Source organism: Ruegeria sp. YTSC199, assembly GCF_059609725.1.
In genome coordinates, this window is sequence record NZ_JBXWMF010000006.1 from 66,266 (window position 1) to 91,613 (window position 25,348).

Annotated in this window: 24 protein-coding genes; 16 read left to right on the forward strand and 8 right to left on the reverse strand. The window is 59.4% G+C overall.

Annotated features, from left to right (window positions below; translation table 11 throughout):
* Window positions 1-89: 89 nt before the first annotated feature.
* Window positions 90-437 carry a hypothetical protein gene (locus AC2FEE_RS07415; RefSeq protein ID WP_496864107.1) on the reverse strand — a complete coding sequence of 116 codons (348 nt, stop codon included), beginning with the start codon at window positions 435-437 and terminating at the stop codon, window positions 90-92.
* Between the two features lie 73 nt (window positions 438-510).
* Between AC2FEE_RS07415 and dusA the strand changes: the two genes are divergently transcribed.
* Genes dusA through AC2FEE_RS07435 form a run of 4 tightly spaced genes read left to right on the forward strand, consistent with a single transcriptional unit; the run spans window position 511 to window position 3,908 of the window.
* Window positions 511-1,512 (forward strand): tRNA dihydrouridine(20/20a) synthase DusA, encoded by a 1,002-nt coding sequence (dusA, locus tag AC2FEE_RS07420; protein ID WP_496864108.1) that lies wholly within the window; start codon window positions 511-513, stop codon window positions 1,510-1,512.
* Window positions 1,513-1,539: 27 nt separating this feature from the next.
* On the forward strand, window positions 1,540-2,364 hold the full coding sequence (locus AC2FEE_RS07425) for a sulfite exporter TauE/SafE family protein (RefSeq protein ID WP_496864109.1): 825 nt from the start codon (window positions 1,540-1,542) through the stop codon (window positions 2,362-2,364).
* Window positions 2,361-3,143 carry a hypothetical protein gene (locus tag AC2FEE_RS07430; RefSeq protein WP_496864110.1) on the forward strand — a complete coding sequence of 261 codons (783 nt, stop codon included), beginning with the start codon at window positions 2,361-2,363 and terminating at the stop codon, window positions 3,141-3,143. The genes AC2FEE_RS07425 and AC2FEE_RS07430 overlap by 4 nt, the downstream gene beginning before the upstream one ends.
* 36 nt (window positions 3,144-3,179) lie before the next feature.
* On the forward strand, window positions 3,180-3,908 hold the full coding sequence (locus AC2FEE_RS07435) for a SpoIIAA family protein (RefSeq protein WP_496864111.1): 729 nt from the start codon (window positions 3,180-3,182) through the stop codon (window positions 3,906-3,908).
* Window positions 3,909-4,148: 240 nt separating this feature from the next.
* Here AC2FEE_RS07435 and AC2FEE_RS07440 read toward each other — a convergent pair whose 3' ends face one another.
* The 3 genes from AC2FEE_RS07440 to ccmI are packed head-to-tail and all read right to left on the reverse strand — an operon-like array spanning window position 4,149 to window position 6,086.
* Window positions 4,149-4,382, reverse strand: coding sequence for a DUF1289 domain-containing protein (locus AC2FEE_RS07440; RefSeq protein ID WP_496864113.1), 234 nt, complete (start codon window positions 4,380-4,382; stop codon window positions 4,149-4,151).
* 16 nt (window positions 4,383-4,398) lie between these two features.
* Window positions 4,399-4,863: a Holliday junction resolvase RuvX gene (gene ruvX, locus AC2FEE_RS07445; protein WP_496864114.1), complete on the reverse strand. Its 465-nt coding sequence runs from the start codon at window positions 4,861-4,863 to the stop codon at window positions 4,399-4,401.
* Window positions 4,860-6,086: a c-type cytochrome biogenesis protein CcmI gene (ccmI, locus tag AC2FEE_RS07450; RefSeq protein ID WP_496864115.1), complete on the reverse strand. Its 1,227-nt coding sequence runs from the start codon at window positions 6,084-6,086 to the stop codon at window positions 4,860-4,862. Before ccmI ends, ruvX begins: the two co-directional genes overlap by 4 nt.
* A 195-nt stretch (window positions 6,087-6,281) precedes the next feature.
* Here ccmI and AC2FEE_RS07455 point away from each other — a divergent pair, with 195 nt between their 5' ends.
* The 5 genes from AC2FEE_RS07455 (at window position 6,282) to AC2FEE_RS07475 (ending at window position 12,399) form a co-directional block, all read left to right on the forward strand.
* Window positions 6,282-7,526 carry a sarcosine oxidase subunit beta family protein gene (locus tag AC2FEE_RS07455; RefSeq protein WP_496864117.1) on the forward strand — a complete coding sequence of 415 codons (1,245 nt, stop codon included), beginning with the start codon at window positions 6,282-6,284 and terminating at the stop codon, window positions 7,524-7,526.
* Between the two features lie 76 nt (window positions 7,527-7,602).
* Window positions 7,603-7,932: a sarcosine oxidase subunit delta gene (locus AC2FEE_RS07460; RefSeq protein WP_496864118.1), complete on the forward strand. Its 330-nt coding sequence runs from the start codon at window positions 7,603-7,605 to the stop codon at window positions 7,930-7,932.
* A gap of 67 nt (window positions 7,933-7,999) precedes the next feature.
* Window positions 8,000-11,029, forward strand: a complete 3,030-nt coding sequence (locus AC2FEE_RS07465) for a sarcosine oxidase subunit alpha family protein (RefSeq protein WP_496864119.1) — start codon at window positions 8,000-8,002, stop codon at window positions 11,027-11,029.
* Window positions 11,022-11,588 (forward strand): sarcosine oxidase subunit gamma, encoded by a 567-nt coding sequence (locus tag AC2FEE_RS07470; protein WP_496864121.1) that lies wholly within the window; start codon window positions 11,022-11,024, stop codon window positions 11,586-11,588. The genes AC2FEE_RS07465 and AC2FEE_RS07470 overlap by 8 nt, the downstream gene beginning before the upstream one ends.
* A gap of 367 nt (window positions 11,589-11,955) precedes the next feature.
* On the forward strand, window positions 11,956-12,399 hold the full coding sequence (locus tag AC2FEE_RS07475; protein ID WP_496864122.1) for a hypothetical protein: 444 nt from the start codon (window positions 11,956-11,958) through the stop codon (window positions 12,397-12,399).
* 33 nt (window positions 12,400-12,432) lie between these two features.
* On the opposite strand, the gene AC2FEE_RS07480 is transcribed toward AC2FEE_RS07475, so the two are convergent.
* A complete protein-coding gene (locus AC2FEE_RS07480) occupies window positions 12,433-13,194 on the reverse strand; it encodes an FkbM family methyltransferase (RefSeq protein WP_496864123.1) in 762 nt (253 codons plus the stop codon).
* Window positions 13,195-13,294: 100 nt separating this feature from the next.
* On the opposite strand from AC2FEE_RS07480, the gene AC2FEE_RS07485 reads away from it, so the two are divergent.
* From AC2FEE_RS07485 to AC2FEE_RS07495, 3 genes are all read left to right on the forward strand, one after another.
* Window positions 13,295-13,894, forward strand: a complete 600-nt coding sequence (locus AC2FEE_RS07485; protein WP_496864124.1) for a superoxide dismutase — start codon at window positions 13,295-13,297, stop codon at window positions 13,892-13,894.
* Between the two features lie 3 nt (window positions 13,895-13,897).
* Window positions 13,898-14,776, forward strand: coding sequence for a metallophosphoesterase (locus AC2FEE_RS07490; protein ID WP_496864125.1), 879 nt, complete (start codon window positions 13,898-13,900; stop codon window positions 14,774-14,776).
* Between the two features lie 209 nt (window positions 14,777-14,985).
* Entirely contained in the window at window positions 14,986-15,435 is a 450-nt protein-coding gene (locus tag AC2FEE_RS07495; RefSeq protein ID WP_496864127.1) for a host attachment family protein, read from the forward strand.
* Between the two features lie 45 nt (window positions 15,436-15,480).
* Here AC2FEE_RS07495 and AC2FEE_RS07500 read toward each other — a convergent pair whose 3' ends face one another.
* Window positions 15,481-16,032 carry an LOG family protein gene (locus tag AC2FEE_RS07500; protein WP_496864129.1) on the reverse strand — a complete coding sequence of 184 codons (552 nt, stop codon included), beginning with the start codon at window positions 16,030-16,032 and terminating at the stop codon, window positions 15,481-15,483.
* Between the two features lie 126 nt (window positions 16,033-16,158).
* Here AC2FEE_RS07500 and AC2FEE_RS07505 point away from each other — a divergent pair, with 126 nt between their 5' ends.
* The 4 genes from AC2FEE_RS07505 (at window position 16,159) to AC2FEE_RS07520 (ending at window position 20,246) form a co-directional block, all read left to right on the forward strand.
* On the forward strand, window positions 16,159-17,424 hold the full coding sequence (locus AC2FEE_RS07505) for a LysM peptidoglycan-binding domain-containing protein (protein WP_496864131.1): 1,266 nt from the start codon (window positions 16,159-16,161) through the stop codon (window positions 17,422-17,424).
* A gap of 61 nt (window positions 17,425-17,485) precedes the next feature.
* Window positions 17,486-19,309, forward strand: a complete 1,824-nt coding sequence (locus AC2FEE_RS07510; protein ID WP_496864133.1) for an ABCB family ABC transporter ATP-binding protein/permease — start codon at window positions 17,486-17,488, stop codon at window positions 19,307-19,309.
* A gap of 54 nt (window positions 19,310-19,363) precedes the next feature.
* The gene (locus tag AC2FEE_RS07515; protein ID WP_496864135.1) at window positions 19,364-19,768 is read left to right on the forward strand and encodes a DUF2147 domain-containing protein; all 405 of its coding nucleotides are present in this window, start codon (window positions 19,364-19,366) and stop codon (window positions 19,766-19,768) included.
* A 154-nt stretch (window positions 19,769-19,922) separates the two neighbouring features.
* Entirely contained in the window at window positions 19,923-20,246 is a 324-nt protein-coding gene (locus AC2FEE_RS07520) for a hypothetical protein (protein WP_496864136.1), read from the forward strand.
* A 46-nt stretch (window positions 20,247-20,292) separates the two neighbouring features.
* Here the strand turns inward: AC2FEE_RS07520 and AC2FEE_RS07525 are convergent, their stop codons facing one another.
* Both AC2FEE_RS07525 and AC2FEE_RS07530 read right to left on the reverse strand, forming a co-directional pair.
* Window positions 20,293-24,066 carry an efflux RND transporter permease subunit gene (locus AC2FEE_RS07525; protein WP_496864137.1) on the reverse strand — a complete coding sequence of 1,258 codons (3,774 nt, stop codon included), beginning with the start codon at window positions 24,064-24,066 and terminating at the stop codon, window positions 20,293-20,295.
* Window positions 24,063-25,295: an efflux RND transporter periplasmic adaptor subunit gene (locus AC2FEE_RS07530; protein WP_496864138.1), complete on the reverse strand. Its 1,233-nt coding sequence runs from the start codon at window positions 25,293-25,295 to the stop codon at window positions 24,063-24,065. The genes AC2FEE_RS07525 and AC2FEE_RS07530 overlap by 4 nt, the downstream gene beginning before the upstream one ends.
* Window positions 25,296-25,348 lie beyond the last annotated feature (53 nt).

The window sequence follows — 25,348 nt, forward strand, 5'->3', positions numbered from 1 at the left end:
ATGTGAAAAACGTAAACCCTGACAAAGCTGGTAAAGCGGGGAAAATCAGGTCGATTGTGTCAATCCACCCGTCAATCTCATCATACAATTTACTGTGGATGGGGGCGATGAAAGCAACCATGATCTGACGCTCGTTGTATATCCACGGAACGAGAAGACGTTAAATCACCTGGCGACCACATCGCGTACAGTTCATTCTTCCCGGGGCAATCACCGCCGCTTGAGTCGATATGCCCAACGGTGCCCACCGTGTTGTCAGTCAGGAACGTGGCGTGTCGCTTGTCAGCGGTGCAGGTGTTGATGATATCTGAACCTTCTACTGGTTGGTCGGATTTGCTCTTGCGCTCCACGAGTGCGCCCATTATTTCCCATTCTTTGTTTTTGGCATACTGCGGATATAGGTTTGCATTATGCCAAACTCCAAGTGGGTATGCCAAGAACTCAGAATACAAAATGCCAGCAAAAAAAGGTTCAATCAGATCATCGTAAGAGCCAGCAAAGATTGCCGAAATGACGGATAAGCGCTTAATAACAAAGGCCGCGAGGCTGTCGGTTGCGCCGATGATGGATTGGACCGACCGGCACTGCCGCTATGTGCACAGGCTGCTGAGTGGGCAAACCTTGCTCTATACCGAAATGGTAACGGCTCCGGCGCTGGTGCGGGGCGGCGCGGTGCACCTGTTGGACTACAACCCTCAAGAGCACCCGGTTGCGCTACAATTGGGCGGTTCCGACCCGCAGGAACTGGCGCAGGCGGCGCGGTTTGGGGCGGACGCGGGCTATGATGAAATCAACCTGAACTGCGGTTGCCCTTCGGATCGGGTGCAATCCGGCACATTCGGCGCGGTGCTGATGAAAGACCCGGGTCGGGTGGCCGAATGCGTTACTGCTATGCGTGAAGCGGTGGATGTCGACGTGACCGTGAAATGCCGCATCGGCGTGGATGAACAAAACCCCGAGGAGGTGCTGCCCGCGTTTCTTGAGCAGATCCGTGCCGCAGGGTGCGAGCGGGTGACGATCCACGCACGCAAGGCATGGCTGCAGGGGCTCAGCCCGAAAGAGAACCGGGATATTCCGCCCCTGGACTATGATCTGGTACACCGGATGAAGGCAGCGTTTTCCGATATGCATATCTCGATCAACGGTGGCGTTGCGTCGCTGGATGAGGCGCGAACGCATCTCGATGCGGGGCTGGATGGCGTCATGATCGGGCGAGCCGCCTATCACCAGCCGGCCGATATTCTTGCCGAGGCTGACCCGGTGATATTCGGAACCGGACAGGTGGCCGACCCGATTGAAGTTGTTCAAAAAATGGTGCCCTATGTCGAACGCCACCTTGCCGAAGGGGGACGCTTGCACCAGATCACCCGTCACATGCTGGGCTTGTTCGCCGGGCGCCCTGGGGCGCGGGCTTGGCGGCGGGCTCTTTCCGAAGGCGCAGTGCACGAGGGCGCAGGCCCCGAAGTGATGCTGCGGGCGCTGGAGCGCGTGGCGCCTTTGGCCGAGGTCTGAACGAACGAAGATCGGTAAGGGGGGAAGATGCCCGAGACGATGTTGCTGGCCCAGATGCTGGGCCTTTTGCTTGTGATCGGGGCGCTGGCCGGCGTTCTGGCCGGATTGCTGGGCGTTGGCGGAGGCATTGTGCTGGTGCCCGCGTTTTTCTACGCGTTTCAGACGCTTGGATATGGCGGCCCGCAGCTGATGCAACTGTGCCTTGCGACGTCTCTGGCGACGATCATTGTGACCTCGATCCGATCCGTGCTCGCGCACAACAAGAAAGGCGCGGTGGATTGGGATATCTTACGCAGCTGGGGGCCGGGCATTGCCGTGGGCGCAATTATCGGCGTGCTTGTGGCCTCGGCGCTGCGGACCGAGGCGCTGCAGGCGCTATTCGGTATTCTGGGGATGGTCATCGGGGCCTATCTTGGGTTGGGAAAATCCGAGTGGCGGCTGGGTGATGCGATGCCCAAGGGCATCCGCCGCGCTGTGCTGTCGCCATCCATGGGCTTACTGTCGGTGCTGATGGGAATCGGAGGCGGCAGTTTCGGCGTGCCGCTGATGAGCCTGTTCAACACGCCCATCCACCGTGCTGTGGCCACCGCGGCCGGGTTCGGCGTGATCATTGCGGTTCCTTCCGTTCTGGGTTTTCTTTTTCTTGATATCGCACCGGAACACCGCCCACCGTTAACCATCGGTGCGGTCAATCTGGTCGCCTTCACCATCGTGGTTGCCATGACCATGATCACCGCTCCCTGGGGAGTGAAGCTGGCCCATGCCATGGACCCCAAACCGCTCAAGCGCGTCTTTGCAGTGTTCCTTACGCTGGTCGCCCTGAACATGCTACGCAAGGCGTTGGGGCTATGAGTGGTATTAACAAAAAGGGCTGGATCAAGTTTCCATACGATCCGGTGCTGGCAGATTGGGTGGGGCACGCTTTGCCTGCGGCCCGTGCCTCTGTCACCAACCCGGCTCATGCCGAATGGATGGATTGCGAAGGGACGTGGTTTATCGGTGTAGACGCCTTGGACAACGACCCGCAAGGCCGGGTCGGGCAGTCAGGCGCGCTGTCTGGGCAAGCCATGGACTACATTACCCAACGGTACGGAGAACTACCGTTACACAAAGGGCAGGTCTCGGTAATCTACCCTGGCTACCCGCAGCCTCGGCGGGGTGAAAGCGAAAGTGCAGCGCGGTATCGGCTGAAACGGGACGCGGCGCATGTGGATGGGTTGCGCCCGATGGGACCTGATCGTCGTCGGCGGGTTGATGAGCCTCATTCTTGGATACTGGGTATTCCCCTAACGGACGCGAGTGTGGATGCTGCACCGCTGGTGTTGTGGGAGGGCAGCCACCAAATCCTGCGCGCCGCGTTTGCCCGCGCTTTGGACGGTCATCCTGTCGACAGCCTGCATCAGGTCGATATCACCGACATCTATCAGGCGGCCCGGCGCGAGGTGTTCGATACCTGCGCGCGCATCGAACTGCCCGCGAAACCGGGCGAGGCCTATCTGCTGCATCGTCATTGCTTGCATGGGGTGGCACCGTGGGGTGCGAACGCATCGGCCGGGCCGGAAGGACGGATGATCGCCTATTTCCGCCCAGAATGTGCTGGGGGAGTAGCCGAATGGATCGAATCCGCCTAACGTCCTGCCATTATTACGGTTTGGAGGGTTTGTCATATGATTTCGGTCCAAAGGAATTCCGACGGCGCGCTGCTCGAGGTTGAGCTGTCCGGCGAAGTGACCAGCAAAGATTACAGTGAAGTTCTGGTTCCCGCTATTGAGTCCGCATTGGCCGACAATGACACGGTGCGGCTGCTGGCCGTGGTTCAGCCCGAGTTCAAAGGCTACGATCTGGGCGCTGCCTGGGCGGACACCAAGCTGGGTCTCAGCCATTGGCGTGGGTTCGACCGGATTGCCGTGGCTGCGGATCAGGGCTGGGTGCAGACCGGTATCCGTCTGGCGTCTCCGATCCTGCCATGCCCGGTTCAGGTTTTCGAACTGTCTGAACTGGAGGCCGCGCGCCGCTGGATGCGCGAATCTTTGGGGGCCATCCATGTAATCGACCTGGGCAGCCCCTGTGTTCAAGTTAGCCTGCTGGGAAAGCTGGACCCCGAGGAATACGCGCGGGCCGAGCTGGATCTGGACAATCTGCTGGTCGGTAAAAACGGGTTTCGGCTGCTGGTTGATCTGCGCGAATTCGATGGCTGGCAGGGGCTTACGGCGCTGGCGTCGCACTTCCAACTGGTGCGCAAACACGTCGGGCTGCTGAACCGCGCCGCCATCGTGGGGGACAAAACTTGGCAACATATCGCGCAGAAAGCGGCCAGCCATATTCTTGGGACGCGCACCCAGTTCTTTCCCTCGGAAGAGATCGAAAATGCCAAGTCCTGGCTTGCCGCCGGATGAGGCGGTAAAGGGAGGCTTAAACTGACGTAAGGGTAAGCCGCCTTATTCTTGACTGGTTGGTCAAAAAATGACTACACAGAGCGTGTTCTTCCGCCGTACCACTTCGGAAGGACGCAAATTCTGAAGCGCGCCGCTGTGGACTGCCACTCACTCACCACAAGTGTTCGAACTTGTCCCCCTCGAAGTTCATAACAGCCTGCAGCGGCGCAGGTTCAGTCCAAACGGATTTTCGGGAAATGGTTACGTGTTCTTGACACGCGCGGAACGACCGCCGCGGCGCTTGGCCAGCCGGGGTTTGCGCGAGGGCAGTTGATCCATGATTTCTGCACGTTCGGTGCTGTCCATTTTGGACCAGCGCGAAATCTCATCAATCGTGCGAAAGCAGCCGGTGCAGATGCGTTCTGTCGGGTGCACGACACAGATCTGGACGCACGGGCTTTCGACCTCGTTCCTTTTCCAAACCATGTCTGTCATTGGCGTACTCCGTCCGTTACAGAAAGCGCAGCCGGTCCAGCGCTCCTTGCAGAATATAGCCTGCGGCGACGTGATCGATAACCTCTCCGCGACGCTTTCGTGTCGTATCCGCCTCTAAAAGCGCCTTTTCGGCCGCAACGGTGCTGAGTCGCTCGTCCCAGAAGCCGATCGAAACCTCAGTCAGGCGGGACAGGTTGCGGGCAAAGGCACGGGTCGATTGACAGCGGGGGCCTTCGGTTCCGTCCATGTTTTTCGGCAGGCCGAGTATGACACCACCGATCTCGCGGTCGGCGATGATCTCAAGCAGGCGGGCGGAATCCAGTTTGAATTTCTTGCGCCGCACGGTTTCCAACGGGCTGGCGACACCGCGCATCCGGTCCGAGACCGCCACGCCAATGGTTTTTTCACCCAGATCCAGCCCCATCAGCGCGGTCATCGGCGGCAACGCGGTTGCGAAGTCTTCGAACACGTCGTGGATCATTGGGTGACCCCGGCCTGACGGGCCGCAGCATCCAGAATTTCCAACGCGTCTGCGTTGCCTGCAAAAACCGATTGAGATTCCTCGTAGATACCCGAGGCTCTATCGCTGTCGCCAACCACACCAAGGGCGGCAATCAGGCGAGCCCATTCTTCGGGTGAGCCGCCTTCGGTGGCCAGACGATCAGACAACTGGTTGATCATACCAAGGATCATTTCTTGCCGCTCTTCCGGGGTCAGCGCGGCGGCGGCATCCAGATCATCCTGACTGGGGCCGGACGCAGCAGGGGCCGGAATGTCCGGGGCGTTGAATACGCCCGCTCGAAAGGCCAGCTCGTCCAATTGTGCGCGGATAGCACCCGCCCATGGTGCGCCTGCCGGGGCATCGCGCAGGGCATCGACCCAGATGCGGTATCCGATATCGGGGCGCCCGATCTGAACCATCATCTGCCCAAGGTAATACTGGGCCGGACCATGACGCGGGTCGCGCTGCAGTGCTTGCTTCAGCGCCTCTTCCGCCTCGGGCGACACATAGCCGCCCGCGGACAGGATCAGCATCTCGGCCAAATGCGAATATGCATCGGCCGGAACCTCATCACCGGACAGTTCAATTACACGTTTCTGTGCTTTGTAGGCGGCCTGAAAGTTGCCCGCGTTGGCCTCATGCTGTGCCAGCAGGATGTGGCCCTGCAGATCGTCCGGGCGTGCTGCAACAGTGTCGCGCAACTGTACTAAAAGATTGGCATAACTTTCATCCAGCTGCGGCTGTTCGGCGGGCTGTGCTGTGGCTTCGACCTCGGCCTGGCTGGGACGACCGGCGCGCAGGGTCTCTGCTTGTTCTTTGCGCAGCGACAGAGGTTGATCCGGAAGACCGGCGGCCCCCATTTGGCGGTACATTTGTGCACCGCCACCCACTACGACCACAGCTATGACAACAAAGGCGGCAATCGTGGCCCACACAGGTGCCCCGGCCTGTTTGGTGCCGGCCTGCATCTGCGCGTCTGCGGCCAGAATGCGACGTGAGATTTCAGTGCGGACTCGTTCGGCATCGGCTTCACCGATCACACCGCGCGCCAAATCCTTGTCAACGCCAGCCAACTGTTCACGATAAACGCGCAAGTCATATGCCGCAGCGGGTTCGCGTGTTTTGCGACCACGCAGCAGAGACAGGCCCAGGATCAGCGCAGTCAGCAGCGCGGTTAGAATTGTGACGACCAGGAACGACATGGCTACTCCGATATGGCTGCCCTGACTTAGACCTCTCGGCGGGGCGAAAAAAGGGGCAAATGGCCGCGCGAGGACGTCATGTCGCAATAATCGGGCGGATGTCGCAATAGTTCGATATTGTGGCGTTGTGTGGCAGGGCTAAACTGTCCGCACACGGCATACCTGCGCCAATCACCGAACCGGATGGATTCGCTCATGAAACACTACTCAGCCTTTGCTGTGGCGCGGGAGGCCCTGCGCTATCACACCGGGTGGGAGCGCGCGTGGCGCTCGCCCGAACCCAAGAAACGCTATGACGTCATTATCGTTGGCGCTGGCGGACATGGTCTGGCGACAGCCTATTACCTTGGCAAGAATTACGGCATCCAAAACGTCGCCGTTATCGAAAAAGGCTGGCTGGGCGGCGGTAACACGGGCCGGAACACGACCATCATCCGGTCAAACTATCTGCAGGATCCGTCGGCGGCGCTGTATGAAAAGGCGCGCAGCTTGTATGAAGATCTGAGCCAGGACCTGAATTACAACGTCATGTTCAGCCCGCGTGGCGTCATGATGCTGGCCCAGACCCAGCACGAAATCCGCGGATATCAGCGCACGGCGCACGCCAACGCTCTGCAAGGCGTCAAGACCGAGTGGATCGGCCCCGAGCGCGTGAAGCAACTGGTGCCGATTATCAACATCGACGGCCCGCGCTACCCGGTTCTGGGTGCGCTGTGGCAGGAACGCGGTGGCACCGCCCGTCACGATGCCGTGGCCTGGGGCTATGCACGTGCGTGTTCGGCTATGGGCATGGACATCATCCAGCAGTGCGAAGTCAAAGGCGTCCGGTCCGAGAATGGCCGCGTTGTGGGCGTGGATACCACCAAGGGTGCCATCGACTGTGACAAGCTGGGCATCGTGGTTGCGGGCCATTCCGGTCAGCTGGCCGAGATGGCAGGTTTCCGTCTGCCGCTTGAGGCCATCGCGCTGCAGGCGCTGGTGTCCGAGCCGATCAAACCCTGCATGGACGTTGTCGTAATGGCCAACACCGTGCACGGCTACATGTCTCAGTCCGACAAGGGCGAGATGGTGATCGGTGGTGGTACAGACGCCTATAACAACTACACCCAGCGCGGCTCGTTCCACCATATCGAGGAAACCGTCCGCGCATTGGTCGAGACCTTCCCGATGATCTCGCGCCTGAAGATGCTGCGCCAGTGGGGTGGGATCGTTGACATGACCGGCGACCGCTCGCCCATCCTTTCGAAAACCCCGCTGGGTGGCTGCTTTATCAACTGCGGTTGGGGCACCGGTGGCTTCAAATCGATCCCAGGTTCCGGCTGGGGCATGGCACAGCTGATGGCCACCGGCCATTCACCGCTGACCGAGGCGTTCTCGCTGGATCGTTTCAAACAGGGTCGCTTCATCGACGAGAGCGTCGCCGCCGGGGTGGCACACTAAGGGCTCTGCCCGAGGTGGCCAGCTAACAGAATTCAGGTCGGCCCAAGTGCCGACCGACCGCCAAAAGGATGACCATATGCTGATCCTGAATTGCCCTTATTGTGGCGTTGATGCCGAAGAAACCGAACTGGCCGCTGGTGGCGAGGCGCATCTGAAGCGCTTCGGTCCAGGCTCGTCGGATGACGATTTCCACGACTATCTGTTTATGCGTGAAAACCCCAAGGGTGTTCACTTTGAACGCTGGCGCCATGTGAATGGCTGCGGCAAGTGGTTCCACGCGGCCCGCTGCACGAACACACTGGAAGTGTTCGGCACATACTCGGCCCAAACCACCGAGCTGCCGCAAGAGATCAAGGACGCCATCACCGCCAAACGTCCGGGATGGACATGGAGAGAGTTCTCCTGATGCTCCGTCTTTTCAAAAATACTCCCGCCGGAGGCTTTGATGCCTCCACCTGCGAAAGGTCCGCAAAATGAGCACCCGTCTCGCAAAACAGGGCCGGCTGATTAACCGGTCGAAACAGGTCACCTTTACTTTCAACGGCACCTCTATGCAGGGCTACGAGGGCGACACGCTCGCCTCGGCCCTGTTGGCCAACGATCAGATGATGGTGGGCCGGTCGTTTAAATACCACCGTCCGCGCGGTGTCGTCGCCAGCGGTGCCGAAGAGCCGAACGCTCTGGTCGGTTTGGGGCAGGGCAACCGGTTCGAACCGAACCAGCGCACCACAACGACCGAGCTGTTCAATGGGTTGACGGCGATCTCGCAGAACCACTGGCCGAACCTCGAGTTCGACATCGGCGCAGTGAACACCGCCTTTGCGCGCTTCCTGCCGGCCGGGTTCTACTACAAGACGTTCATTCATCCGAAACCGTTCTGGAAACACGTCTACGAACCCTTCATCCGTCAGTCCGCTGGTTTGGGCAAAGCGCCCGACAAGGACAGCCGCGACGCGGACACCTATGAACACTTCTATGCCTTCACCGATGTTCTGGTGATCGGTGGCGGTGTGGCTGGTCTGCAGGCCGCGAAAGTTGCGGCGCAATCCGGTGCCAAGGTCATGCTGATCGAGCAGACCGCGCATTGGGGGGGGCGTGCTCCGGTTGATGGCGGTACTATCGACGGTGAGCCTGTGGATATGTTCGTGGAGCAATTGGTTTCCGAACTGGAAACAATGGACAACGTCACCCTGCGCAATCGTTGCATGGGTGCAGGCGTCTATGACCACGGCTATGTGCTGGGTTATGAGCGACTGACCGACCACACTCCGGGCGTCCAAGGTCCCCGTCACCGCCTGTGGCGCATCCGCGCCAAGCAGGTTGTGACCGCCACTGGTGCGATCGAACGTCCACTGTCTTTCGCGGGCAACGATGTGCCGGGCGTGATGCTCGCCGCGGCTATGCGCGATTATGTTGTGAACTGGGGCGTAACCCCGGGTGAACGCGTTATCGTCGCCACCAACAACGACGACGCTTACCGCACTGCGATTATCCTGAAACAGGCCGGAGTGGACGTTCTGCGTATCGTCGATGCGCGGGCTGCGGCAGGTCCTCTGGCTGAAGAGGCGCGTCAACTCGGAATCCGTGTTGATCCGGGCAAAGCTATTGCCAAGGTCAAGGGCGGCAAGCGCGTTAAAAAGGTCGCGCTGTGCAACCAGGAAGGCATCGGCGGCGCTCGCGAAGAAGTTGAATGCGATGCGGTTGCCATGTCGGGCGGCTGGTCTCCGGTCGTGCACATGTGGTCGCATTGCGGTGGCAAGCTGATCTGGGATGAGGCAAACGCCCATTTCCGCCCCGATCCTGAACGCCCACCGCTGGGCGCGAATGGCGAAGGATTTGTTGTCGCCGCCGGGTCTGCCAATGGTCCGCTGGCGCTGGGCGATGTGCTGGCAGACGCCCAGACCGCCGGGGAAGCCGCAGCCAACGGCGCGGGCTTTAAGCCCAAGACGAATGACGCTCCGAAAGGTGAAACCACGGCCGAGGCCGCGATGGAGCCGGTCTGGCTGATGCCCGCCAATGCCGAGGTCCAATTGCGCATGAAGTCTTGGTTGGACTTCCAGAACGACGTCAAAGTGTCCGACGTCCAACTGGCGGCGCGCGAAGGCTACGAGAGTGTCGAACACACCAAGCGTTACACCACGCTGGGTATGGCGACCGATCAGGGTAAGCTAAGCAACATCAACGGCTTGGCAATCCTTGCTGATGCACTGGATGCGGAAATTCCAAAGGTCGGAACCACCACCTTCCGTCCGCCTTATACGCCCATCTCGCTGGCGTCGATCGGCGGTGAGGCACGTGGTGATGTGTTCCAGCCGATCCGCCGGACTCCGATGCATGACTGGCACGACAAGAACGGCGCCGATTGGGAGCCGGTCGGACACTGGCGCCGGACCTATGCCTATGTCCGCCCCGGTGAATCCGTGCATGACGCCGTGAACCGCGAGGTAAAGAACACTCGTGAAAACCTCGGCCTGCTGGATGCTTCGACGCTGGGCAAACTGATCGTCAAAGGTCCGGATGCCGGTAAGTTCCTGGACATGCTGTACACCAACATGATGTCCACGCTGAAGGTCGGCAAATGCCGCTATGGTCTGATGTGCTCGGAAAACGGCTTCCTGATCGACGACGGTGTTGTTGCCCGTATCGATGAGGACACCTGGCTGTGCCACACAACTACCGGTGGAGCTGAGCGTATCCATGGCCACATGGAAGAGTGGCTGCAGACCGAGTGGTGGGACTGGAAAGTCTATGTCGCCAACGTGACCGAGCAATACGCTCAGGTTGCCGTGGTCGGCCCCAACGCCCGCAAGGTGCTGGAGAAGTTGAACGCGCAAGCGGGCGGCGGCATGGAACTGTCGAAAGAGGCGCTGCCCTTCATGGAATGGCGCGATGGCAAGATCGGCGAGTTCGATGCGCGGGCTTACCGCATCTCGTTCTCGGGTGAGCTGTCCTATGAGATCGCGGTACCTGCATCTCAGGGTCAGGCGTTCTGGGATGCCCTGATCGCGGCTGGTCAGGAATTTGGTGTCATGCCTTACGGCACCGAATGCCTGCACATCCTGCGGGCCGAGAAGGGCTTTATCATGATCGGGGACGAGACCGATGGCACCGTGATCCCGCAGGATCTGGGGCTGCACTGGGCACTGTCCAAGAAGAAAGAGGACTACCTCGGCAAACGCGCCCATTCGCGCACACACATGGCCGATCCAGACCGCTGGAAACTGGTCGGCCTTGAGACTGTGGATGGTTCCGTCATCCCGGACGGCGCTTACGCAGTAGGCGACGGCGTCAACGCCAATGGTCAGCGCAACATGATCGGGCGTGTTACCTCGACCTACTATTCGGCCAACCTGGGCAAGGGCATCGCCATGGGCCTGATCAAACATGGTCCCGACCGGATGGGCGAGATCGTCGAGTTTCCGGGAACCGACGGCAAAACCTATAAAGCTAAGATCGTGGACCCGATCTTTTTCGATAAGGACGGGGAGAAGCAGAATGTCTGAACCCATCAGCGCACTGAACCATGCCAGCTATGACGGCATCGCCAAGGTCGAGGAATGCGGCCTGCAGGGGATGATCACGTTGCGGGGCGATCTGTCCGACAAGGTGCTGGCAAAGGCCGTCAAGGACGCAACCGGGCAGAAAATGCCCGGTCAGCGCGAAGCTCTGGTCAACGTTGATACCGGCGTCTGCTGGATGTCCACCGATGAACTGCTGGTGCTGGTGCCCTATGCCGAGGTCGAAACCAAACTGGCCGCAATGAACAATGCGCTTAGCGGCACACATGCGCTGGCCGTCAACGTCTCGGACGCGCGTGCCGTTTTCCGCATCTCGGGCGCAAGCGCGCGTGAGGTGATGGGCAAGTTGGCGCCTGTCGATCTGTCGGCCGAGGCGTTCCAGCCCGGACAAATCCGCCGCTCGCGTCTGGCGCAGATAGCGGGTGCGTTCTGGATGGACGATGCCGAAACGTTTCGCGTCGTCTGTTTCCGCTCGGCAGCGGATTACGCGTTCAAACTGCTGAAGGTCGCGGCGCAACCGGGCAGTGAGGTCGGCGTTTACTGACCTCACGATGTGTCGCCCAGAATTAGGACCGCCCGGACACTTCGGGCGGTCTTTCTTGTTTCCGAGCGGTCATAATCTTGTAAAAACCCTCCTTAAACACTGAGTTGGTCGGTGGAATCGCGTTGCACCTAATTGGCGAAAGTGGTTCTTTGGCTTCGCGCTTTGCGCGATAGAAAGTTGTTTTGGGGGAATGTCGAAAATAAAGAAGTTGGACTGTTCATAAATGCAGCCATCTTCGCAGAAGAAATTTAACACAATACGAAAAAGCCATGTAGGCCTCTTCGCAGACAAGAATCTAACTACATGAAATCACGGATAAATGCGACCCAAGGTTCGGGGCGCAAACAATAGAAACGAGGTGGATTTAATGAAGCGCATGTCCCTTATTCTGGCTTTTGGCTTGTGTACGACGGCAGCCCACGCGGCGGTGCAGAGTTACGAGTGCGACCTGCGCAGCACGAAGGATCAGGGTTGGGTTCCAGACAAGGTTTATTTGAGCGTAGATGCGGAAAACAAACGTGCGCGGGCCTATGATGGCGCTGTGCGCGCTTCGAACGAACTTGCGGGGATAAAGGCGAATACTCCAGTTGATGCGCAGTTCAAGAAGACGCGGAAAGGTGAGTACCGATTGTCCTGGCGCGTTACCCTGCGTGCACTCGCTACAGGCGATTACCGGGTCAGTTACACGGCGACGCTTGATCCAGAGCGAAATACCATAGGTTTGAAGGTCAGTTTCCCGCAGGCCAACGTCTCGACCCGCCCTTATGGCAAAGGGGTGTGCAAGCCGATTGCCGGAGACGTTCTGTATTAAGGCAAGCGTATGCTGGCGGGTGAAAGAGGGTTCTTAGCCCGTCAGCAAGAACGTTTCAAAGCCGGACACAGCCGGGTCGCGCGTCAAACTTTCAAAGCTCAGACCTGATTGGGTGCCGGACTTGCAATCGGAATAGAACGAAAGAAGATCCGCGATTTCCTGCATGCGGGCCCTTCGTATGTCTGGTTCAAGTAAACCGCCGTGGGTCGAGAGATACAGCGCGGGGCGGTGTTCCCTCAACCACGGGATCAGCGTTGGCAGCACTGTAAACTCCGCGCCCTCGATATCCATCTTCACCAGCGACACGCCAGACAGATCGTTTGCGGTCGCGAACTGGTCCCAAGCGATCGTCAGCGCATCTGTGCCATGCGCCCCGTCGTGCAGCAGCGAACTGGTGGAATCACCGGGTTCTCCGCGCACAGAGGCCATGCGGGCCACGCCGAACTGATCCGACAGCGCCACCCCGAAGGCCGAGACGTTGCGAATGTTGTTCAGGTCAAGATTCCAAGCCAGATGCCTGAAGGCGGTGGGATCGGGTTCGAAACACCAGACGTGCCGTGCCTTGCGGGCACCGTACAGGACCGTGGGGCCAATCCATGCGCCGATGTCCAGGTAATCACTGTCCGGTGAAAGGTATTTGTCCAGCACAGTGAAAGTTTCCGGCTCCCAAGCACCCGCCGACGCCTTGCGCCAGAATTTCGAATGATAGGGGTCAAGGCGAAACGGTTCTCCGTTCAGATTGCCCGCATAGTATCCGCGGGCGCGGTAGAACATCTTGCGCGCCTGTGTCAGCATCGCCTGCCTCCGGGTTTTGTGATCTCTGCCCTTGACCTGCGGCGCTTGCCAAAGCATTTAACCCTTGGGAACCGCAACTTTTATTTTACAGGGGGCCGAGATGGCTTTTGAACTTCCTGATCTTCCTTATGCACATGACGCGCTGGCAGCCAAGGGTATGTCCGCGGAAACGCTGGAATATCACCACGACCTGCACCACAAGGCCTATGTCGACAACGGCAACAAGCTGATCGCCGGCACCGAGTGGGATGGCAAGTCGCTGGAAGAGATCATCGTTGGCACCTATGATGCAAACGCTGTCGCGCAGAACGGTGTCTTCAACAACATCAGCCAGCTGTGGAACCACAACCAGTTCTGGGAGATGATGGGCCCCGGTGGCAACGCCATGCCCGGTGAACTGGAAAAAGCTCTGACCAAAAGCTTTGGCTCGGTTGACGAGTTCAAGTCGCAGTTCAGCGCCGCTGGTGCCGGTCAGTTCGGCTCGGGCTGGGCGTGGCTGGTCAAGAACGCGGACGGCTCGCTGGCTGTGACTAAGACTGAAAACGGTGTGAACCCGCTGTGCTTCGGCCAGACCGCTCTGCTGGGTTGTGACGTGTGGGAGCACTCGTACTACATCGATTTCCGCAACAAGCGCCCGGCTTACCTGTCGAACTTCCTCGACAATCTGGTGAACTGGGAAAACGTTGCATCGCGGATGTAAAACTTGACCCGACGAGGGTTCATAAAGGGCTTGCTGGCGGCCACGCTGGCAGGCCTTTTTATTGCCGCGTGGGGGTTTTTCGTTGAACCTCTTGTGCGACTGCGCGTGCGCAAATGGCGTGTAAAGCGCGAAGATTGGCCCGCCAAGCCTCTGAGGATCGCAGTTCTTGCCGATCTGCATGTCGGAGAACCCTATGTCGGGCTGGCCCGGGTTCAGCAGGTGGTGCGACGCACCAATGCTCTGGCGCCTGACTTGATCTTGTTGCTGGGCGATTATGCCGGCCATCACAAGTTTATTTCTGAAAAAGTTGACGCCAAAGATCTGGCTCCGGTGCTTGCGGAACTGGAGGCGCAAAACGGGGTCTTTGCCGTTCTGGGCAACCACGACTGGTGGGATGACCAGGATGCCCAGCGTCGCGGTGCAGGACCGAACAAATTTGCCGAGGCGTTTCAGCAGCAGGGCATCAGGGTTCTGTCCAACGAAGCGGTTCGGCTAGACGATTTGGGAATCTGGCTGGCTGGTCTGGAGGATCAGCTTGCATTTAGACACAATGGAAAAGGCAGAGGGTTGGATGATCTACCCGGAACGATGGCGCAGGTCACCGACGACGCGCCCGTTGTGATGATGGCGCATGAGCCGGACATCTTCCCCAAAATGCCTGAAAACGTGGCGCTGACCCTGTCCGGGCACACACATGGCGGTCAGGTGCGTATGTTTGGTTGGTCGCCCGTGGTGCCCTCGAGATTTGGCAACCGCTACGCATATGGGCATGTCCGCGAAGGCAATCGCGATCTGGTTGTGTCGGGGGGGATCGGGTGTTCGATCCTGCCGGTGCGTTTTGGTGTGACGCCCGAGATCACGGTGATCGAACTGTCGGCCTGACAGGAGAAAACCCGCCGATGAAGAAAGTTTCATCCTGAGACGGGATTGCACGACGCCCCGCAGTACTTACCTTAGGTGAGGCGGAGGGAGAGACCGCTAACCATTTGAAACAAGTTCAGGCAACGCACCAGATCACTCTGGTCGCGCAACGGTGAGCCTTTGCCTGATGGATGAGGGATGGCTGTAACAGCCATAACAAGGAGAGCACGATGGTCGCACTTGAACAGGGAACCTGGGTTGTCATTGCCGATGGGGAAAAGGCGTTGTTTGTTGAAAACATCACCGATGCCGAAGATCCCAATCTGGTCGTTGTTTCGGTTGAGGAGCAGGACGCGTCCTCACGCCCGACCGACCGGGCAGGGCGGCGTTTCGATACCGGGCCGAACCAGAAATCGGCGGTTGAAGAACCAAATTGGAAAACCCATGCGAAATCCCTGTTTGTTCAGGATGTTGCCAATCTGTTGAACCGCAAGGGGCTGAAGGGGGCATTCAACCGTCTGGTGCTGGTTGCCAGCCCGCACGTTCTGGGCTTGCTGCGCCGTCGCCTTCACAGCGAGGTTCTTGCCAAGGTTGTGGCCGAGGTCGACAAGACCTTGACTAACCATCCCATGCACAAGGTCGAAAAGCTGCTGACCAGCCGCCTGAGCCCAGCCGCCTAGGCAAAGTCAGTGCAACGGGCGGTTCAAGAACCGCCCGTTCCCAGGTCAGGTCAGGAAACCACGCAAGGTGGACATTGCGCCTGCCGGATCATCGACCCAGGTGATGAAGTCCGCCAGCGATCCGTCGGCAAACCCCTGACCGATGACCTGCTGCAACAGATCGTGCAGCGCATCCCAGTAGCCATCCACATTCATCACCAGAATTGGCTTTTCATGCAGGCCCAGCTGCCGCCATGTCAGCGCCTCGAACAGCTCGTCCAACGATCCCGGACCACCGGGCAGAACCACCACCGCATCCGCATTCATGATCATGACCTTTTTGCGTTCGTGCATCGTCTCGGTGATCACGAAACGGGTCAGGTCGGTCTTGCCGACCTCGCGCCGCAGCAGGTGAACCGGGATTACGCCGAACGTATCGCCTCCGGCGGATTGGGCAGCGCGTGCGACCTCGCCCATCAGGCCGACATCCCCGGCGCCATAGACCAGCCGCCAGCCTTCCTGCGCAAGCAGGGTGCCGAAGGTTTTGGCGGCGTCGGAATAGGCGGAATTCGCGCCATTACGTGACCCGCAATACACACAAACAGATTTCTGAGTCATCGTGAACGCTCTCCGGGGTTGTGCCTGAGGTTTTGACCCCTGATAGCGGGATTGATAGATTGGCTCAACCGTCAGGCAGAACGTGTTTTAGACAAAGCACTTGCGCTGCGGAGTGAAAGGAAAAACATGAACGCCGAGTCGGGAGAGACAAGCTCTGGCACCGTCGTCTGGGGTGTGATCGCCGGTATCGTGGTTGTGGTCGGAGCGGGCGGGTTGTTGCTGTCCGGCATGCGTGATGAAGCGCCCGAAGAGACCGCACCGCAGGGCGAGGTTGCGGTTCCGAGCACCGAAGACAACACCTCGGCTGAGCCCGTCGAACAAGAACTCGAGGCCGAGGCACCTGCAGGCGAGGAAAACGGCGCGGCAGAGGCTACGTCACAGGTCACCCCTTCTCTGGACCAGATATTTGTCGAACCGGACGGAAATGCGGTTCTGTCCGGCACGGCCGAGCCTGGCGCTGAGGTTAGCGTGCTGTTGGATGGTGAGCCGGTCCACAGTTTCACAGTCGACCCCAGCGGCCAGTTTGCCGAATTCCTGTCGATCCCGTTTTCCGACACCGCACGCGGGCTGACGCTGGAAACGCAGGGTGATCAGCCGGTACGCTCGGATGACTATGTCATCGCGGCCCTGCCAGCGTCTGAACAGGGGGACGAACCCACAGCGCCTGTTGAAACCGCGGAAAATGCAACTGCCGGGCCAGAGAGTACGGAAACCGAAGACGTCGCAGCATCAGAAACAGTCGATGCACCCGCGCCAACCGAAACAGGCAATGCACCCGCGCCAGAAGCTGAGGCCGAACAGACGGCGCAAGCCGCCGAAGACGATGCTCAGCCCCAGGGGGTCGCCGTACTGCGATCCGGCGAAGACGGCGTCGAACTGGTGCAGGCACCTACGGTACAATCGCAGGCGCCGGATCAGGTCGCCCTGGACACGATCGGCTATTCCGATACCGGCGATGTCGAGCTGACGGGCCGGGTGCCGGACGGTTCGGTTGTACGTCTGTATCTGGACAACCGGCTGGTGGATGACCTGACCCCCGCTGAAGACGGCAAATGGCGCAGTGAACTGGATGATGTCGAACCCGGCGTCTACACCCTGCGCGTGGATGAGGTCGGGGCGGACGGCACGGTGGTCAGCCGCCTTGAAACCCCGTTCAAACGCGAGCCGCAAGAGGTCCTTCGCGCGGCTGAGGCGGCCGATGAGGCGGCACTTGCTCCAGACACACCGTCAATTCGTTCAGTGACCGTGCAGAAGGGCGACACGCTCTGGGCAATTTCGCGTGAACGGTTCGGTGATGGCGTTCTTTATGTGCGGCTGTTCGAAGCCAACCGGGATGCGATCCGCGATCCTGACCTGATTTATCCCGGTCAGATATTCACGATCCCTGAATGAACCCTTTGCCTCTGGCCCTTTTCGGGGGCAGGGCTATCTCTGACCGCAGATCAGGTAAGTGATGAGACGAACAGCCTCGATGCATTCCGACGACACGCCCCAAACTGACGAACGCCAGTCCGGTTGGCGCACGATCCGCAAGGTCGCGCCGTATCTCTGGCCCGAGGATGAGTCTTGGGTCAAACGTCGGGTCGTGATTGCACTTTCGATGCTGGTGCTGGCCAAGCTGATCGCTGTCTTCACCCCGATCCTGTACAAGGGCGCGGTCGACTCGCTGGCCGGTGAGGGTGTGCCGCCGCTGGCTTTGGGGGCTGTGGGGCTGACCGTCGCATATGGCGTGGCGCGGATGATGACCGTTGGTTTTCAACAGCTACGCGATGCAACCTTTGCACCGGTGGGGCAGCGCGCCTTGCGTGCACTGGCCTTGGAGACGTTCCAGCACATTCACCAGCTCTCGATGCGCTATCACGTGACGCGCCGCACCGGGGGCCTCAGCCGGATCATTGAGCGCGGTGTCAAAGGCGTGGAGTTTCTGCTGCGCTTCCTGCTGTTCTCCATCGGACCGCTGATCCTGGAACTACTGCTGGTGGCGATCATCCTGATGTGGCTGTTCGATGTCTGGTATCTGGTCGTCGTGGCCGTGACCATTGGCTTCTATATCTGGTTCACCTTCGCCGTCACCGAATGGCGCGTGAAGCTGCGACGCGAGATGAATGATCAGGACACCGAGGCCAACCAACGCGCCATCGACAGCCTACTAAACTTTGAAACCGTCAAGTATTTCAATGCGGAACAGCGCGAAGCTGAACGCTATGACGTGTCGATGAAGGCTTATGCCGGGGCGGCGCTGAAAACGGCTTATTCGCTGGCCTTCCTGAATTTCGGTCAGTCTTTCCTGATTACATGCGGGTTGATCGGGGTGATGGTTCTGGCGGCTGTTGGGGTTCAGAACGGCTCGTTGACCGTGGGTGATTTCGTCATGGTCAACGCCTACATGATCCAGATTACCGTGCCGCTGAACTTTCTGGGCACGGTGTACCGGGAAATCCGCCAGTCGCTGGTAGACATGGGGCAGATGTTCGACCTGCTGGAACAACCCGCTGAGGTCTCCGACAAACCGGACGCCCCGGGCCTTGAGGTTAATGGCGGAGAGGTCACGCTGGAAAAGGTCCATTTCGGCTATGACGCGGATCGGGAGATATTAAAGGGAGTGTCCTTGACCGTACCCGCGGGTCAGACTGTGGCTATCGTTGGGGCGACGGGCTCGGGCAAGTCGACCATCGGGCGTTTGCTGTTCAGGTTCTACGACGTGACCGGCGGGGCGCTGAAGATCGATGGGCAGGACGTGCGCGACGTGACGCAAACAAGTCTGCATTCCGCTATTGGCGTGGTGCCGCAGGACACGGTTCTGTTCAACGACACCATTCGCTATAACATCGCCTATGGCCGCGACGGCGCCAGCCAGCAAGATGTCGAAGCCGCCGCCAAGGCCGCCCAGATTCATGACTTTATCGTCACGCTGCCCGAAGGGTATGACACCAAGGTTGGCGAACGTGGGCTAAAACTTTCGGGTGGTGAAAAGCAGCGGGTCGGCATCGCCCGCACGCTGCTCAAGAACCCTCCGATCCTGTTGCTGGACGAGGCAACCTCGGCGCTGGATACCGATACCGAGCAGGACATTAAGGACGCGCTGGCACGGGCCGGGGAAGGGCGCACCGTTCTGACCATCGCGCATCGACTCAGCACCATCGCCGAGGCTGACCGTATCGTCGTTCTGGAACAGGGTGAAATTCTGGAACAGGGTACTCATGACGAGTTGCTGAAACGCGAGGGTCGCTATGCGCAGCTGTGGCGCCGTCAGCAATCGGACGCACAGGCCGCCTGACCTGCGTTGCGCGGGGATGTGCTATGATAGCCGGGTAAAGGAAGAGGTTGTGTGATGCGATACTTCGTTCGACATGTAGCTATAGCAGCCGCGCTTGCCCTGTTGACTCCGGCTTTTGCGGCCGCTGATCCCATCGTAGGCGTATGGAAAACCGAGCCGGATCGGAAGAAGCTGATCTCTCATATCAAGATTTCGGCCTGCGGAGACAAGTTCTGTGGCCAGATTCAGTCAGCCTATGACACATCCGGCAAAGAGGTACAGACCCCCAACATCGGCAAGAAGCTGTTCTGGGATGTGGCCAGCGAAGGCGGCGGCAAATACGGTGGCGGGGATTTCTGGATTCCCATGGTCAATGTGGACGTCGTGCCGCAAATGACGCTGAGCGGAGATACTCTGACCGTGCGTGGATGCGAGCATGTCGTCTGCGGGCATCAGAAATGGACTCGTTTGTCTAAGTGATGCACTTATACCGGCAAGCTTCTGTTGCACGAATGTACAACATATCTGTCGCCAGTCTGATCGTGGGTGATTGTCGTTTGATCACCGGCGTTGCTTCGGTATGACGCGCGGTACCAACCATGTGGTGTTGGACAATAAATCAGGGAAACACCTAATGAAGAAGTTATTTGCTGCGTCGATCATCTTGGCGTCAGCTTTCGCGTCGACTGCATCCGCCGAGGATCTGGTATTTCTGCTAGGCAATGAAAGCAGCGTTGATCTGGTCGAATTCAACGTCTCGTCAAGTGCGTCGGACAATTGGGAATCCAACTTGCTGCAGGGCGATTACATCGCGCCGGGTTACGAGGCGGACGTACTGATTGCTGACGGCCTGACCACCTGTGTCTATGACATTCGTGGGGCGTTCTCAGATGGGTCTACCGCCGACGAGTATGGCGTGGACCTGTGCGATCTGGGTGAATACGTCTTTACTGACTAAGCCGGTTTGAAACAAAAGATGGCGAGCCGTTGGGCTCGCCATTGTTTTATTCTGCCGCTTTCAGGGGCGGACCCGGCGTATGTTCGTTTTTTTGAACATCCTGGGTTGCAGGGGGTGTTTCGTCGTCCCAAACCACTTCGGTCGCTTGTGCCTGACGGACGGCTTTGCCAATCGCCATATCCTGCGCGATCTGGCTGGACTTGCCAGATGTCGCGCGGGCAAGCACCCGGCCCAGCCATACCGTATAGGTCGTCACCCACACCCGCAGCGCAAGCAGCGAAGGCGTCACGATCAGCGTCAGTACTGTCGCGATACCCAACCCGAACACCACCGCAGTGGCCAGCTGTTTCCACCACAGCGCCGTCGGGCTGTTGATCGAATAGCCACCATTGATGAAGTCCAGCGACAGGCCAAACATCATTGGCGTCAGACCGGCCATCGTGGTCAGGGTGGTCAGCAAAACCGGACGGATACGCGCCTCGGCGGTGCGAATGATTGCCTCGATCCGAGGCATATAGCGGCTGTATTCCTGATAGGTGTCGATCAGAACGATGTTGTTGTTCACCACGATCCCCGCCAGCGCAACGATTCCCGTACCGGTCATGATGATCGAGAACGGTTGCTGCATGACGATCATCCCGATCAGAACCCCTGTGGTCGACAGCACGACCGCCAACAGCACCAGCACCGAGTTATAAAGCGAGTTGAACTGAGCCAGCAGGATCACGAACATCAGACCCAGCGCGCCCAGGAATGCGCTTTGCAGGAAGGCACCGGATTCTTCCTGATCTTCCTGATCACCGGTCCATTCCCAGCTGATCGCGCTCGAGAACGGGTCGGTGTTCAGCCATTCGGTCAGCAGAGCAATCCGCTCGTTCGGGTTGACCAGAGCAAACCGCGCGTCGCTGTCTTCGATCGCGGCGCGCAGGTCGTCGACGCTGTCTGCTCCGGTCAGTTGGAACAGCTCGTATTCCGAGCCGTCCGGGCCGTTGATGGTTGTCCCGATGGGTTCGGCGCCTTCTTCGATTGCGCGGACAACGGCGAGGCGTTGTTCGGTTCCGTCCGGACCATCGACAACCACCTTGGACAAGCCCGGCTCAACATCCGCCTTCACGTCGAAATACCGCTGCTGGTCAATCCGGTTGATCTCGGCCAGTTTGGCGACCGGCTGGCGGGTGACGAAATTCGACAGCGGCACCAGCCCGTCGGGCGTGCGTACCTTGAGCGAGTCCAGCGTCGACAGCACCCGGTCTTCCTCGGGTAGGCGGACGCGGATTTCGACCTCTTCATCGGTGCTGTCGGGGCGCATTTCGCCCAGCAGGATACCGCGGGTCACCAATTGCACCATGGCGCCGACGGTGGCGACGTCGGCTCCGAACCGACCCGCCTTGGCAACGTCCACGTCGATCTGCCAGTCGATGCCGGGCAGGGGCATGGTGTCTTCGATCTTAATCAGGCCCGGTGTTTCGTCGAACACAGCCCGCGCGGTTTCGGTGGCGGTCGTCAATTCTTCCCAACCGTCAGCCTTGATGCGCAAATGGACAGGCTTGGCCGAGGCCGGCCCCTGTTCCAGCGGCAAGATTTCCACGATGAAACCGGGCAGTTTGGCGAGTTCTATGTTCAGCTCGTCCAAAACGAAGTCACCGTCATATTCCGGGGCGATGATTTCGCGGTCGAACAGCCCGAAAAAGGCTGGTTCGGTCTGCTTGGGCCGGTCTTCCCACGGGGTGATTTCGAACTGCACGCGACCCACGGTATCGGCCGGCGCCTGCGCGCCGCCGTTGTTCTGATTTAGTCCCCCTTCACCGGCAAAGGCGAACACGTTGGTCACGGCCGGGTGCGCACTGATCACTTCTTCGGCGGCCAGAACCAATGCGTCTTTTTCCTGCAACGACAGGTTGCCCCGCGCGCGGACATAGGCGGTGGCCTGTTCCGGTTCGGTTTCGACGAAGAATTCCACGCCACGGTTGTTGTTCATGAAATAGGCCATCACCCCCATGACGCTGAGCGTGACGACAGCAATCGAAACCACAGGCATGATCGGGTTTCCGACCAGGAATTTGACAACGTAACCGAATGGCGTGTGCTCGCGCGCGGAATGGACGCGTTCTTCGTGGCGGCGTTCGATCTTGGCGGCGCTCAGGGTCACCGACCCGGCAAAGCCGCCTGCGATGAACAGCAGTGAACCCGACACCACGCCCCCGGGCAACAGGTAATCAGGGTTCAGCATTTGCATTGCGCCAAGGAAGATCATGTAGAGCGACGGCGGCACCAGAACTGCGCGCACCCACCAGGGAGCAACACCGCGCAGCCAGTTGGAGGTGCGGTCGAAAGTGCGGCTCATCCGCCCGGACACACCGCCGACGACCGGCAAGTAGATCAGTGCGACAATCAGTGACGACGACAGCACAAAGATCAGAGTGATCGGCAGCATTTTCATGAATTCACCGGGCACACCGGGCCAGAACAGCATCGGCAGGAAGGCGCACAGCGTCGTCGCAGTGGACGACACGATGGGCCAGAACATCCGCTGTGCTGCCTCGACATAGGCGTGCATCGGGCCGATGCCTTCGCTGATGCGCTTGTCGGCGTATTCCACTACCACGATGGCCCCGTCGACCAGCATACCGACGGCCAGGATCAGCCCGAACATCACCATGTTCGAAATGCTCACACCCATGATTGCCAGAAACGCAAAGCTAAGCAGGAACGATGTCGGGATCGCAAAACCCACCAGCAGCGCGGCGCGCGTACCCAGCGACGCTAGAACCACGATCATAACCAGCGCAATGGCGGTCAGAACCGAGCCCTCCAGCTGGCGCACCATCGAGTCGACGATGCGGCTTTGATCGTTCGAGGTGCCGACATCGACGGCTGCGCGCAGTTCGGCTGGCCATTTCTCCTGTGCGGCGGCGAGGGCTTCTTTCACCTGCGCCACGGTGTCGATCAGGTTAAAGCCTTTGCGTTTGACCACCTGCAAGGCCACGGTGGATTCGCCGTCGAACCGGGCGGTGCCTTCGCGGTCCTCGAAGGTATAGTTGATCTGCGCCAACTCACCCATTGTCACGACGCGGTCACCATTGACCTTGACGGGCAGGCTGTAGACGTCCTCGGCGGTTTTGAACGACGACGGGATTTTGACTGAGAAAGTGCCCTGCGCGGTATCGACCTCTCCCGCGGCGATCAGTTGGTTGTTATTTCGCACGACGTTGATCAGTTCATCCGCCGACACGTCATAAGCCTCAAGCCGCAGCGGGTCGATTATGACCTCAAGCAACTCATCGCGATTGCCTGCGATCCCGGCCTCAAGCACCGAATCCAGTGCTTCCAGATCGTCCTGCAAGTCTTTTGCAATGCGCGCCATCGTGCGTTCGGGTACCGCACCGGTCAGGTTGACGATCACGATGGGGAACTCGGAAAAGTTGATTTCGAACAACGAATACTGCTCGGCCCCTTCCGGGAAATCAGCCTGCGCGCTGTTCATTGCGTCGCGCACATCCGCCATGATGGCGGTCTTGTCCCAGCCAAAGTCGAACTCGAGCGCGATACCGGCGTAACCTTCGGCAGCGGTGGCGGTCATTTCCTTCAGGCCGTCCAGATCCGCCAGCTCGGTTTCCATCGGCTTGATCAGCAGGTTCTCCGAATCCTCAGCGGAAATGCCGGGAAACTGGACCGAGACGAACAGGGCCGGGATTTCGATATCCGGTTCACCTTCCTTGGGCAGGCTGACATAGGCAAACCCGCCGACAACCAGCGAGATTGCGATGAAGGCCAGAACCATGCGGGCCCTGTCGGCGGCCCATCCTACTAAACCTGTCATTGTGCAGCTTCCCGATAGGTGGGCTTGACGGTGACGCCCTGTGTCACGAACTCCTGCCCGACAACGATGACATCTGCGGTTTCCGGCAGCCCGTCGACCCAGACGCCCTCGGCGGTGTCGCGCAGCAGGCGGATAGGCATGAAACCGACGACGTTTTCAGCGCCTACGGTGCGGACGCCAACCTGACCTTCGTTGTTCAGCGTCAGGGCAGATTGCGGCAGAATATGCGCTTTTGCCCCTTCGGCGGAAATGCGGATGTCGGCGGTCTGACCGTCACGGATGGTAAGGTCCGGATTCGGGACGGTGATCTCAACCTCGAATGTGCGGGTCGTTTCATCCGCGGACCGGCTTAGGAACGTGACACGGCCAGCGACCTGAAGGCCGGTAACCAGCCGCGCCGAGGCTTCCGAGCCAACAAGGATTTTGTTCACATCGACCTCGGGCACGAAACCGACCAGTTTGATCGGGTTTAACTGAATGACCGTTCCACAGAGCGAACCGGGTTGCATCAGGCTGCCCAGCTCTGCGGTGTCGCTTTCCAGCAGCCCTTTGAACGGGGCTTCGATGGTCTGACGGTCGATCTCGCGCTGGGCGGCCCCGACCTCGGCGGTGGCGGCTTCGATGCCGGCGCGTGTGGCTTCCAGACCGGCCTCGGCAGTCTTTACACCGGCTTCGGCCGAGCGCATCGCGGCCTCGCTGGAAATCCGGCGGGTCTCCGACCCAAACCCGGTTTCCGACAGTTTCTGAGCCGCCGTCAAATTGATCTGCGCCTCGGCGACCAAGGCATGGGCCTCTTCCAGGCGGGCCTCGGCCTCGGGGACTCGGCTTTCCGCCTCAAGTCGGGCAGCTTCAGCCTCGGCCAGGCTGGCGGGGCGGGTGCCGGGGTCCAGCTCGCACAGTAGGTCGCCCGCTTCGACAAAGGTTCCCTTGCGCTTGGGTTCCGAAATCACCGTCGAGGTCGTTTCGGCCAGAACTTCAACCTGGCGGTTGGCCTTGGTTTGCCCGCGCAATAGCACGGCGCTGTCAATTTCGCGTGCTGCTGACCGCAGGACAACAACACCAATGGCGTTTTGATCTGACGTCGCGTCGTTTGTAGTTTCCGTATTGGATGCAGTGTCCGCCTCAGAGTCGCCGCGACCGGCGAAGGCAAACAGCGTGTCCCGTTCAAAGACCAGAAAGAACAGTGCTGCGATTACCAAAATTGCATTCACGAATGAAATCAAACGCATACAGAGACGCTCCCAGAATTCGTCGCCGATTGTCCTACGGCGTGTATGCCTGA

Bases quoted from the DNA above. Each gene is read 5' to 3' on its own strand.
- dusA (WP_496864108.1), top strand. From the start codon at position 511: ATGACGGATAAGCGCTTAATAACAAAGGCCGCGAGGCTGTCGGTTGCG.
- AC2FEE_RS07425 (WP_496864109.1), top strand. From the start codon at position 1,540: ATGCCCGAGACGATGTTGCTGGCCCAGATGCTGGGCCTTTTGCTTGTG.
- AC2FEE_RS07430 (WP_496864110.1), top strand. From the start codon at position 2,361: ATGAGTGGTATTAACAAAAAGGGCTGGATCAAGTTTCCATACGATCCG.
- AC2FEE_RS07435 (WP_496864111.1), top strand. From the start codon at position 3,180: ATGATTTCGGTCCAAAGGAATTCCGACGGCGCGCTGCTCGAGGTTGAG.
- AC2FEE_RS07440 (WP_496864113.1), bottom strand. From the start codon at position 4,382: ATGACAGACATGGTTTGGAAAAGGAACGAGGTCGAAAGCCCGTGCGTC.
- ruvX (WP_496864114.1), bottom strand. From the start codon at position 4,863: ATGATCCACGACGTGTTCGAAGACTTCGCAACCGCGTTGCCGCCGATG.
- ccmI (WP_496864115.1), bottom strand. From the start codon at position 6,086: ATGTCGTTCCTGGTCGTCACAATTCTAACCGCGCTGCTGACTGCGCTG.
- AC2FEE_RS07455 (WP_496864117.1), top strand. From the start codon at position 6,282: ATGAAACACTACTCAGCCTTTGCTGTGGCGCGGGAGGCCCTGCGCTAT.
- AC2FEE_RS07460 (WP_496864118.1), top strand. From the start codon at position 7,603: ATGCTGATCCTGAATTGCCCTTATTGTGGCGTTGATGCCGAAGAAACC.
- AC2FEE_RS07465 (WP_496864119.1), top strand. From the start codon at position 8,000: ATGAGCACCCGTCTCGCAAAACAGGGCCGGCTGATTAACCGGTCGAAA.
- AC2FEE_RS07470 (WP_496864121.1), top strand. From the start codon at position 11,022: ATGTCTGAACCCATCAGCGCACTGAACCATGCCAGCTATGACGGCATC.
- AC2FEE_RS07475 (WP_496864122.1), top strand. From the start codon at position 11,956: ATGAAGCGCATGTCCCTTATTCTGGCTTTTGGCTTGTGTACGACGGCA.
- AC2FEE_RS07480 (WP_496864123.1), bottom strand. From the start codon at position 13,194: ATGCTGACACAGGCGCGCAAGATGTTCTACCGCGCCCGCGGATACTAT.
- AC2FEE_RS07485 (WP_496864124.1), top strand. From the start codon at position 13,295: ATGGCTTTTGAACTTCCTGATCTTCCTTATGCACATGACGCGCTGGCA.
- AC2FEE_RS07495 (WP_496864127.1), top strand. From the start codon at position 14,986: ATGGTCGCACTTGAACAGGGAACCTGGGTTGTCATTGCCGATGGGGAA.
- AC2FEE_RS07500 (WP_496864129.1), bottom strand. From the start codon at position 16,032: ATGACTCAGAAATCTGTTTGTGTGTATTGCGGGTCACGTAATGGCGCG.
- AC2FEE_RS07505 (WP_496864131.1), top strand. From the start codon at position 16,159: ATGAACGCCGAGTCGGGAGAGACAAGCTCTGGCACCGTCGTCTGGGGT.
- AC2FEE_RS07510 (WP_496864133.1), top strand. From the start codon at position 17,486: ATGAGACGAACAGCCTCGATGCATTCCGACGACACGCCCCAAACTGAC.
- AC2FEE_RS07515 (WP_496864135.1), top strand. From the start codon at position 19,364: ATGCGATACTTCGTTCGACATGTAGCTATAGCAGCCGCGCTTGCCCTG.
- AC2FEE_RS07520 (WP_496864136.1), top strand. From the start codon at position 19,923: ATGAAGAAGTTATTTGCTGCGTCGATCATCTTGGCGTCAGCTTTCGCG.
- AC2FEE_RS07525 (WP_496864137.1), bottom strand. From the start codon at position 24,066: ATGACAGGTTTAGTAGGATGGGCCGCCGACAGGGCCCGCATGGTTCTG.
- AC2FEE_RS07530 (WP_496864138.1), bottom strand. From the start codon at position 25,295: ATGCGTTTGATTTCATTCGTGAATGCAATTTTGGTAATCGCAGCACTG.